Annotated in this window: 10 protein-coding genes; 4 read left to right on the forward strand and 6 right to left on the reverse strand. The window is 74.0% G+C overall.

Features of this window, described 5'->3' with window-relative positions:
- Positions 1-18 precede the first annotated feature (18 nt).
- Positions 19-1,518 carry a phytoene desaturase family protein gene (locus tag IE247_RS27305; protein ID WP_190126056.1) on the reverse strand — a complete coding sequence of 500 codons (1,500 nt, stop codon included), beginning with the start codon at positions 1,516-1,518 and terminating at the stop codon, positions 19-21.
- Between the two features lie 113 nt (positions 1,519-1,631).
- Positions 1,632-2,525, reverse strand: coding sequence for a helix-turn-helix domain-containing protein (locus IE247_RS27310; RefSeq protein ID WP_229869376.1), 894 nt, complete (start codon positions 2,523-2,525; stop codon positions 1,632-1,634).
- A 51-nt stretch (positions 2,526-2,576) separates the two neighbouring features.
- On the opposite strand from IE247_RS27310, the gene IE247_RS27315 reads away from it, so the two are divergent.
- Entirely contained in the window at positions 2,577-3,020 is a 444-nt protein-coding gene (locus IE247_RS27315) for a VOC family protein (RefSeq protein ID WP_190125967.1), read from the forward strand.
- A 7-nt stretch (positions 3,021-3,027) separates the two neighbouring features.
- Here IE247_RS27315 and IE247_RS27320 read toward each other — a convergent pair whose 3' ends face one another.
- From IE247_RS27320 to IE247_RS27335, 4 genes are all read right to left on the reverse strand, one after another.
- A complete protein-coding gene (locus IE247_RS27320; RefSeq protein ID WP_190125968.1) occupies positions 3,028-3,666 on the reverse strand; it encodes a DUF4126 domain-containing protein in 639 nt (212 codons plus the stop codon).
- A gap of 411 nt (positions 3,667-4,077) precedes the next feature.
- Positions 4,078-4,695 carry a TetR/AcrR family transcriptional regulator gene (locus IE247_RS27325; protein ID WP_190125969.1) on the reverse strand — a complete coding sequence of 206 codons (618 nt, stop codon included), beginning with the start codon at positions 4,693-4,695 and terminating at the stop codon, positions 4,078-4,080.
- 86 nt (positions 4,696-4,781) lie between these two features.
- Positions 4,782-6,935 (reverse strand): YhgE/Pip family protein, encoded by a 2,154-nt coding sequence (locus tag IE247_RS27330; protein ID WP_190125970.1) that lies wholly within the window; start codon positions 6,933-6,935, stop codon positions 4,782-4,784.
- The gene (locus tag IE247_RS27335; protein ID WP_190125971.1) at positions 6,907-7,725 is read right to left on the reverse strand and encodes an ATP-binding cassette domain-containing protein; all 819 of its coding nucleotides are present in this window, start codon (positions 7,723-7,725) and stop codon (positions 6,907-6,909) included. The genes IE247_RS27330 and IE247_RS27335 overlap by 29 nt, the downstream gene beginning before the upstream one ends.
- Positions 7,726-7,881: 156 nt before the next feature.
- On the opposite strand from IE247_RS27335, the gene IE247_RS27340 reads away from it, so the two are divergent.
- The 3 genes from IE247_RS27340 to IE247_RS27350 all read left to right on the forward strand — a co-directional run bounded on the left by IE247_RS27340 (position 7,882) and on the right by IE247_RS27350 (position 10,124).
- Positions 7,882-8,442, forward strand: a complete 561-nt coding sequence (locus IE247_RS27340; protein ID WP_190125972.1) for an SAV_6107 family HEPN domain-containing protein — start codon at positions 7,882-7,884, stop codon at positions 8,440-8,442.
- Positions 8,443-8,691: 249 nt separating this feature from the next.
- Entirely contained in the window at positions 8,692-9,474 is a 783-nt protein-coding gene (locus tag IE247_RS27345; protein WP_190125973.1) for a class I SAM-dependent methyltransferase, read from the forward strand.
- A 248-nt stretch (positions 9,475-9,722) separates the two neighbouring features.
- Complete coding sequence (locus tag IE247_RS27350) at positions 9,723-10,124, forward strand: SCO2097 family morphological protein (protein ID WP_190125974.1); 402 nt, start codon at positions 9,723-9,725, stop codon at positions 10,122-10,124.
- The last annotated feature ends 162 nt before the right edge of the window (positions 10,125-10,286 follow it).

Consider the following 10,286-nt stretch of genomic DNA (forward strand, 5'->3'; position numbering starts at 1 on the left):
GACCGCTGTAAGGCCCCTTTACCGCGAGCCCTTGAAGTCCGCGCCTTCCACGATCAGACCGGCCACCAGCGCGCCGGACATCCCGGAGTGCGCCAGTCCGCCGCCGGGATGGGCCCAGCCTCCCGCCAGATAGAGCCCCGGCAGCCGGGTGGTGTTCGCCGGGCGCAGATGCCGCCCGCCGGGCCCGGCCAGCGCGGGCGCGGGTATGCCGCCCGTCTCGGCGGGGGTCAGGATCTCGTGCCACAGCACCCGCTCGCGCAATGCCGCCGGGCTCTCGCCCAGGGACCGGGCGGCGGCGTCGATCAGTGTCTCGGCACAGCGCTCCCGCAGCGCCTTGTCGCTCCAGTCGACCCCGGCCCGGCCGCCGTCCCCGTGGCCGGCGACCGTCGCCGAGACGGTGATCGCCTCATGGCGCCCGTCCGGACGGGTCCGCGGATCGTCGGGCCGGAGCACGGTGACGGTGGGCAGCTCCGCGACCCGCCCGCCGAACACGGCCGCGGCCTCGACGCCGGTGTCCGGCGCGTGCACCACACCGCGGTGCACGGCCGACGCCTGTCTGGCCCCCCGGACCGCCAGCAGCACCGAGAGCCTGCCGGGCAGCGGTCCGCCGCCCGCTTCCTCCGGCGGCCGGACATCGCCCTCGCCCCACAGCTCCCGGCCGGGGGCCGTCGAAGGAGGCCCGCCGCCCGCCACCACATGATCGGCCTCGGCCGCCGAGCCGTCCGCCAGCACGACGCCCGCCGCGCGGCCGTCCCGCTCCACGACCGAGACGACTTCCGCCCCGAAGACGAACTCCACCCGCCGGGCCGCGCACCGCTCGTACACCGCGCGGGCCAGCTCCCGCAGCCCGCCCTCCACATACCAGCTGCCGAACGTCTGCTCCATGTACGGCAGCAGCGCGGCGCTCGCGGGCGCGCGGCGGGGATCCAGCCCGTACCCCAGCACACATCCCTCGAAGAGCGCCGCCAGCCGGGGATCGTCCAGCTCCCACGCGCCCACCTCGGCGACCGTGGCCGCCTGCCGGGTGCGCAGCAGCCCGCGCCGCTTCGGGGCGGGGTAGGGATCGCGCTCCAGCACCCGCCAGTCGGGCCACAGGGGCTCTTCCAGCAGCGGCCGCCGCGAGCGGTCCCAGGCGTCCCGGGCCCGGCCCAGGAAAGCGCCCCAGCGCTCGCCCGCGCCCCCGCCGAGCGCCGACTCCAGCGCGGTGACGATGCCCGCCCGCGAGGCGTCGGGCAGCGTCGCCTCGGAGCCGTCGGCGAAGAGATGTCTGCTCGCCGGGTCGACCTGGACCAGCGAGACGCAGCGCTCCAGCGGCTCCCGGCCGGTCTTCAGAAACAGATCCCGCCAGACGGCGGGCAGATGCAGCAGCCCCGGCCCGGTGTCGAAGACGAAGCCGTCCCGCTCGAAGGAGCCCACCGCGCCGCCGTACGTCGCCGAGCGCTCGTACACCGTCACCCGGTGGCCCGCGACGGCCAGCCGGGCAGCCGCCGCCATCGAGCCCATCCCCGCGCCGATCACCGCAATCCGTGCCATGCCGACGACTCTATCGACCGCCACCGACAATCCCTCCCCGGGCCCGGGAAAGGCCAGGTCAGCCCCGGTCAGCCCAGCCCCGGTCAGCCCAGCCCCGGTCAGCCCAGGCCCGGCCGGCCTCGGGCCGGGTCGCGCGCCAGACGCTCCAGCAGCTCCTGCGCCGCCGGGTCGGCCGGGGCCTGGACGAGCAGCAGCACCCCCGCCTCCGCCACCGGGCGCAGCAGCGAGAAGGTCAGCCGCAGCGCGTCCGTACCGCCTCGGAGACCGTTTGCGGCGCGCACCTCGACCGTGGTGGGCGGGAAGTTCGCGACCGTCCGGCACTGCCACCGGTCGGCCGCGTCGGGCCGGGCCCGGTGCAGCAGCCGGGTGATGTCCGCGGCGCGCGGATCGTCGGGGACATGCCCGGCGGCGGTGCGGAACTGCTCGTACAGACCGCGCAGCAGCGGTTCGCCGTCCACGAGCCGGTAGTCGCCCGCGGGGCCGGAGGCCAGCTGGAGCAGGAGGTTGCGCCGCTCCTCGGGGAGGTCCTCCGGGTCGCCCCACAGCCGGCGGTGGGCCGCGTTGGCGGCCAGGATGTCCAGCCGCTCGTCCAGGACCAGCGCCGGGGCCGTCCCCCAGCCGTGGATCAGCCGCAGGGTCTCCGCCCCGACGCCGTCCGGCCCCGGTCCCGCGAGTGGCGCGGCGGGCAGGAATCCGGCCAGCGCGAGAGCGTGCCGGTGCGCGTCCGGCTCCATCCGCAGCGCCCGGCACACCGCGTCGACGACCTGCCGCGACGTGGCCACCCTGCCCTGTTCCAACCAGGTGTACCAAGCGACGCTGACCCCGGCCAGCGCGGCGACCTCCTCGCGCCGCAGCCCCGGGGCGCGCCGTCGGCCGCCCCCGGAGAGGCCGACGTCCTCCGGGCCGATCCGCTCCCGTGAGGCGCGCAGATGAGCGCCCAACTCGCGGCGCAGGGACCCCTCCATGCCGATGATCCTATGAGTCTCGCTCACCCCATGAACGGTGGCCTGTCTACGGCGGCCGGTCAAGGAGAGCCTGGCGGCATGACAGCGAACAGCACGAACACGAACCAGCGGCCCTCCCCGGTGTGGCGGCGGCGCAACGACTCGTCCGGCCTCACCGAACCCCGTGTCCTCGTCCGGGTCTTCCTCCGGCCCGGAGCCCTGGACGCGGGCATCGACTTCTACGAGCGCCTCCAGGGGACGGAGGCCGACGCCAGGTTCTCCTTCGGCGCGCTCCGGCTCGCGACGGTCGGCGCGTTCCTTCTCATCGAGGGCGGCGAGGAGGAGGTGCGGCCCTACCGCGCGACGGCCGGAACCCTGCTGGTGGCCGATGTGCGGCCGTACCACGACCGGCTCCTCGCGGCGGGCGCGGAGATCACCGTCCCGCTCCAGGAGGTCCCCACCGGCATGGGATTCAATGTCCGGCACCCCGACGGCACGGAGGTCGAGTACGTCCACCACCGGCCCACCGCCACCGGCGACTGAACGGCGCTCACTCCGGAGGCCGGATCCCCGGCGTACCCACTGACGCGCCCGCCGAGTCCGCCAGCCGCCGTTCCTCCCGGCGCTGGGCCCGACGGCGCCGGAACCGCCGGATCCGCGAGGCGAGGAAGAACAGCGCGACGATCCCCAGCGCCAGCAGTGTCGCGGCGATGATCGCCGCCGCCACCGGGTTGAAGAGGGCGAAGGCGAGAATGCCGCTCGCCCCCACGTCCTCCGCCGTGCTCAGGGCGACATTGCTGAACGGCTCCGGCGAGGTGTTGACCGCCATCCTGGTGCCCGCCTTGACCAGATGGCTCATCAGCGCGGTCGTGCCGCCCACCGCCCCGGCGGTGATCTCCGGCAGCGAGCCGGACTCACCGGCCAGCAGCGCGGCCACCACCGCGCCCGCCACCGGCCGGATCACGGTGTGGACGGTGTCCCACACGGAGTCGACGTACGGGATCTTGTCGGCCACCGCCTCACACAGGAAGAGCACCCCGGCGACGACCAGGACATCGGTCCGCTGGAGCGCCTCGGGCACCTCGTCGGTGATCCCGGCGGCCCCGAACAGGCCCAGCAGCAGAACCACCGCGTAGGCGTTGATCCCGCTGGCCCAGCCGCTCGTGAAGACAAGGGGGAGTACGGACACGGGGGCGATCGTAACCAGTGGGGACCGGGGAACGGGCGGCAGCGCGCGGCTGAGTACGGATACCTATACCTAGCCCCGCGAATGAGTACGCGCGCGGATGGGACGCCCCCGCCGGGGACGGAAGAGTGGAGCACACCGAGGGGGACGCGGCACCGGCACCGCCGACACGGGGCGGCGGAACGGCGCGGCTCCCCCGGAGTGACGGGGGAGCAGGACGGGGCACCTCCCGCGAGGGAGGTCCCCGGCACCACGGGGGGACCCGGGGGAACACATCCGGGACACGGGGGGATCACGGGGGAGGAGTACGGGGGAAGCGGGGGGAGACGGAAAGCGCCGGTTCGGCGGAGACTCGGGGGAGTCCCGCCGGACCGGCGCTTTCCGTCTCCTGCTGGGGCCCCGGGCCCGGCCCCGTCAGCGCCCGCCGACCCGCCCGTGCAGCAGCCGCGACAGCGCCGAGTGCACATCGTCCAGCGACCGCTCCCGCTGGAACGACTGCCAGTCCAGCGCCGCCACCAGCACCATCCCCACCAGCGCCGCCGCGGTGAGCGGGATGTCGATCTCCTCGCTCAGCTCGCCGTTCTCGACGGCCTCCCGCAGCACCGTCTCGACCACCGCCACCGCCTGCTGACGCACCACCAGCAGCGTCGACTGCCAGGCCCGGTTGGTGCGCCACAGCTCGGCGACGAAGAGCTGGGTGAAGGCCGGATAGCGGTCGATGAAGGCCAGTCCGGCCCTGATCATCTCGTCCAGCGCCTCGACCTTGGTGCCGCCGCGCGCCGCCGTGTCGTCCGCCGCCGACTGCAAGGACGCCGTCAGCAGACCGACGCCGTACCGCAGCAACTCCTCGAACAGCTCGGTCTTGCTCTTGAAGTTGTAGTAGACCGTGCCCTTGGCGACCCCCGCGCGCTCGGCGATCTCGTCCACCGTGGTGGCGGAGAAGCCCTGCTCGGCTATGAGCGTCACGGCGGCCTCGTAGAGCTTCGCCCGGGTCGCCCGGCGTCTGGTGCTGCTGCTGTCGCTCGCGTCCATGGCGCCGATTCTCACAGGTCTCGCGGGTTTCACGGGCTCCGTTCCGCCGCGAGACCCGCCGCCGGACCCGTCGCGGGCCGGCCCGCTCACAGGCTCAGCTCAGGATGGAGCCGGTCCAGCGTCCACACCTGCTTGCGCCGCGCGGACAGCGCGGTGAGCGCCAGCGCGCCCGCGGTGAAGGCGAGCAGTACCGCGCTCGCCTGCCACACCGGGTCGAGCCCGCCGCCCGTGATCAGCCTGCGCAGGGCCTCCACCACATGGCTCATCGGCAGGAACGGATGGATCGCGTTGAAGAACGCCGGGCTGGTCTGGACGGGATAGGTGCCGCCCGCCGAGGTCAGCTGGAGCATCAGCACCGCCAGGACGAGGATCCGCCCGGCCGCGCCGAAGCGGGCGTTCAGCCACTGGATGATCGAGGCGAAGCAGCCGATGACGAGGGCGAGGAAGGCGACCGTGCCGCCCGCGTGCGCCATCTGGAGCCCCAGCGACCAGTGCAGCACCGCCATCAGTGCGCCGACCTGCACCAGCCCGATGGCCACCACCGGCAGCCAGCCCGCCAGCGCGATCCGCCAGGCCGAGCCGCCCGCCGCGAGCGCCCGCCGGTTCATCGGAGCGATGATCATGTACGCGACCATCGCGCCGACCCAGAGGGAGAGCGGGATGAAGTACGGCGCGAACCCGGTGCCGTAGTTGGGGGCCTTGTTCAGGGTCTGGTTCGCCAGCTGGATGGGGTCGGCCATCACCTCCGTACGCCGGTCACGGTCCTTCTCGTCGTAGTCGGGGATCTTGGCCGCACCGTCGTGCAGTCCGCCGGCCAGCTCGGCGGAGCCGTCGGCGAGCTTGAACAGGCCGCCGTCCAGGGCCCCGGCGCCCTTCTTGAGCTTGTCCACCCCGCTGTCGATCTCACTGGACCCCGACTGGGCCCCGGACAGCCCGGTGCGCAGCTCGGTCAGTCCCCGCGAGATGCTCTGCGCGCCCGAGTCGAGCGCGCCCACCTTGTCGAGGGCGCCCGCCAGATCGCTCTCCAGCCCGGGCGAGCGCGCGGCGAGGGCCGTCGACTTCTTCTCCAGGTCGGCGACGCGGGCGTCGAGCGCGCGCAGCTCCTCCTGGTTGTCCTTGACCAGAGCGCTGACGCCCGCCGCCGCCGTGGCGGTCTCGGCGGCCAGGGCCGTGGCGCGCTCCAGCGCCGGGCAGGCGGCGGGAGCGGCCGTCTCCTCGGCCGTGCCAGCCGCCGCGCCCTCCACCGGAGGCTCCGCCGGTGCCTTCGCCGGTGCCTTCGCCGGGTCGACGCACTGCGCCCGGTGGACCGCGGCCAGCTCGTCGGAGGCCTTCTGCGCCCGGGCCGCCGCGCCCGGGGCCGCGGTCGTCAGCTCGCCCAGTCCGGAACGAATGGTCTTGGAGGCCTCGGTGACCAGCCGGGCCGCCTCGCCGATCGACTTGCCGTCGTTCTTCAGATAGGGGCGGACACCGTCGGCGATGCCGTTGACCCGCTCGTTGGCCGCCCGGGTGCCGCCGGCGAGCTGCCGGGCGGCGGCCTCCAGATCGCCCGCGCCCTTGTTCAGCTCGGCGAGCCCGCCGGTCAGTCTGCCGGTGTTGTCCTTGGCGTTCCGCAGGCCGTCGGCGAGCTTCTTGGAGCTCTCCTTCGCGTCCCCGATGCCGCCCTTCAGATCGTCGGCGCCCTTCGCCGCGTCCTCGGTCGCGCCGTGGATGTCGGAGAAGGAGATGAAGATCCGGTCCAGGAACGACCGCGACGCCTTGGTGGACGCGGCGGTGCGCACCTCTGCGAACACCGTCCGCGAAACCTGCCCGACGATGTAATTGTTCGCGTCGTTGGTGCGGACCTGGAGGGCGCCGGCCTCCGGGCTGTCCCCGGAACCGGACGCGACGCGCTCGCTGAAGTCCTTCGGCATGGTCAGCGAGAGGTAGTACGCGCCGTCCTCGACGCCCTCGCGGGCCCTGGCCGCGCTCACCTCGTGCCAGTCGAAGACATCGCTGTCACGCAGCTTCTCGGCGATCTCGTCGCCGGCCGTGACCTTCTTGCCGTCGGCGGTGGCCCCCTTGTCGTCGTTGACGAGGGCGACCGGGATCCGGTCCAGCCGGCCGTACGGGTCCCAGAACGACCACAGGTACAGCGCGCCGTACAGCAGCGGCAGCAGCACGATCGCGACCACCGCCGCCCGGGGCAGCCTGCCCCTGCCGAATCGCCTCAGCTCAAGCGCGGCCAGTCTCGGCGAACGCATCGGCCGTCCCCTCCCCCTCGTGTGTCGCGGTGCCGATGACCTCGGCGGTGTCGGTGTCGGCGGGTTCGGCGGGTTCGGCGGGTCCGGCCGGTTCGGTGTTGCCCGCCCGGACGACCACGGCCCCCTCCGGGGCCTGACTGCACACCGTCAGCACGGTCGTCCCCGAGGCCGCGACCGAGCGCAGCAGGTCCCACGCCTCCACCCGGTCGGCGTCGGAGAGCTTCAGATCGGCGTCGTCCACGCCGAGCAGCCGGGGGCGGCCGATGAGCGCGAGCGCGACCGACAGCCGCAGCGCCTCCATCCGCTCCAGCTCGCGTACGGGCGTACGCCCCGCCCTGGCCAGGGAGGCCGGGTCGAGACCGGCCCCGGACAGCGCCTCCTCGATCCGCCCCCGGGCCGCGGCGACCCGCTCGGAGCGGGGGCGCAGCAGGGCGCGCAGGGAGCCGTCGAACCGGCGCTGGAGCAGGGCGCGCTCCCGCAGATGCTCGTCGACGGTCAGTGAGGGGTCGAGTTCGCTCACCGACGGGACGGGGCCGAGCGCGCTGATCCGGCGGATGGCGGCCATCCTGCGCGGCAGCGGCAGCCCGCCGACCTCGGCACGGCCCTCGGAGGGACGCATCCGGCCGGTGAGCGCGAGCAGCAGACAGGTCCGGCCGGAGCCGGAGGGGCCTTCGATCGCGATGAGCGAACCGGGCCCGGCGTCGATGCCGACCGAGCGGAACGCCCAGCCGCGCGGGCCCTTGAGCCCGAACCCCTCCGCGAAGACGGCCGCCCCGTGCGGGCTGTCCACGTACCCTCCCCATTTTTATACTGACCAGTCAGTGCAAAAGTTAGCGCCGGATCGACAGTTGAAGCAAAAGCGCAGGTCAGGGCGGATTGTCAGTGGGGTCCCGCACGATGGACACATACGGCCACAGTGCCGTCACACGACGACAGGAGGCTCGTCATGGCCAGCGACCACTTGGCTGCCGCTCACCGGCGCCGTGCCACCGGCCCTGTCCCCTCACCGACCGGGCCCGCGAGCGATGTGCACCCCGTCGCGCGGCGTGCCTCGGCGCCGCCCGCCGCCCTCGACCTCCTCGCCCAGGCCCGCGCCGGTCTCGCCGAGGCCGCCGCCCTGACCGTGCCCAACGAGCGGTACGCCACCGCCCATCTGGCCGCCCTGCGCACCGCCGCCGCCGTGCTCGCCGCCCGGGGGTATCCCGACAGCCCGCCCGCCGCCGCCCGGGGCGGCGGCACCCCCGCCCGCCGGGGCCGCCGGGCGGGCATCCGCAGCGCCTGGGAGCTGCTGCCCGAATCCGCTCCCGAACTGGCCGAGTGGAGCGCCCACTTCGCGGCGGGCGCCCCGCGCCGGGCGCGCGCCGAGGCCGGCATACGCGGCGCGGCCAGCGGCGGCGAGGCCGACGAGCTGCTGAGGGACGCGGGGATGTTCCTCCGGCTGGCCGAGCGCCTGCTGTCCCTCGGGCCCGCCCTGCCCCGGCCCCGGGCCGACCCGGCGACCGGATGAGCGCCGGTCCGGCGAGGGCCCGGGGCGGCCGAGGGGCGGGACGCGGCGGCGGTCTCGCGGAGGGAGGCAATAGGGTGGGTGATGTCCTCAGCCGCATGAGGGCCTCCCTCGCGGGAGGCGCTCGACGAGAGCCCACCGTCCACCGCGAAAGCCCCCGACCTGCGGTCCCCGGACCCCGGTCGCGGTTCCACGCCCGCCCCGCCCGCCTCCGAGCGGCCCGGGGCGCCACCGCCCGAGGAGTCAACTGCCGTGCCGGACCCGTCCGCCCGCGGGGCAAACCCGCCGCGCCCGCCCCGCGCCTCCCTGCGCACCTCCGTGGTCTGGGAGGTCCTGAAGGACGCACTCGACCGCAGGGTCAAGGCCACCGGGAGGGACGCCCTGGACGTCCTCGACACCGGAGGCGGCAGCGGGTCCTTCGCGGTGCCCGTCGCCCAGCTCGGCCACCGGGTCACCGTGGTCGACCCCAGCCCCAACGCGCTCTTCGCGCTGGAGCGCAGGGCCGCCGAGGAATCGGTCGCCGACCGCGTCCGGGGCGTCCAGGGCGATGTCCACGGCCTCTTCGACGTGGTGGAGCGCGGCGGCTACGACGCGGTGCTCTGCCATGGGGTCCTGGAGTTCGTGGACGACCCGGCCGAGGGCGTCAGCAATGCCGTGGCCGCGCTGCGGCCCGGCGGCGCGGTCAGCCTGCTCGCCGCCGGGCTCGGCGGCGCGGTCATCGCCAGGGCCCTCGCCGGGCACTTCGCCGAGGCTCGCCAGGCGCTCACCGACCCGGCCGGCCGCTGGGGCGACGCGGACCCGATCCCCCGGCGCTTCACCGCCGAACAGCTCACCGAACTGGCCGAGCGGGCCGGAGTGGAGGTCGGCGCGGTGCACGGAGTGCGCGTCTTCGCCGACCTCGTTCCCGGCGTCCTGGTGGACACCGAGCCGGGCGCGCTGGACGCCCTGCTCAAGCTGGAGGCCGCCGCCGCCGAGCTGCCCGCCTTCCACTCGGTCGCCACCCAGCTGCACGTACTGGGCGAGAAGCGCGGCTGATCAGCGGCGCAGCCGCAGATGGAGTACGCCACAGACCCCCCGATCGTGTCCTTCGCCCCGTATGATCGAGGGACACCATCCGGCATGACGGATCGGAGGTTGGGGAATCTAGGCCTCAGCAGCCAAAGTCGCCGTGGCGGCCCAAACTGTCGAAGTGGCTAGAGGGCGGGTTTCACGGGGGCGATTCCCTGCCTATCCTGAAAGGGCCGCAAACGGTCGCCCCCGCGGCCGACGACTAGGAGGACTCCGTGCCGCTCTCGGAGCACGAGCAGCGAATGCTCGAGCAGATGGAGCGAGCGCTGTACGCCGAAGATCCCAAATTCGCTACAGCGCTTGAGGGAAGCGGGCTGCGTACGTACACCCGGCGACGGGTCTACCAGGCGGTTGCAGGCTTCCTGGTGGGTATCGCGCTCCTCATGGCCGGAATGGTCGCGCAGATCATCTTGATCAGTGTGGTGGGATTCCTCGTCATGCTGGGCTGCGCGGTCCTGGCAGTCACCGGATGGCGCAAAGCGCCCAAGCCGGGTGAGCAGCAGACCCTGGGGGAGACGGCGGGCGCAGCAGCTCGTCGACAGCCCCGTCAGCGCAAGTCGATGATGAACCGGATCGAGCAGCGGTGGCAGCGCCGCCGCGACGAACAGGGCCACTGAAACACCGCGGTCGCCCGGCCCGGCATCCCGGACACCCTCCAGTACGCCTTCGACCGGCCCGCGTCATGCCCTCACCTCCGGCCGTGCCCAGCGCACGCCGGAGCGCCCCAGAGGCGGCCATGCCGTGACGCCGTTGCGACTGCCGCCGATCAAGGCGTTCCC

The sequence above is a fragment of the Streptomyces inusitatus genome, assembly GCF_014651115.1.
Classification (GTDB): Bacteria; Actinomycetota; Actinomycetes; order Streptomycetales; family Streptomycetaceae; genus Streptomyces; species Streptomyces amakusaensis.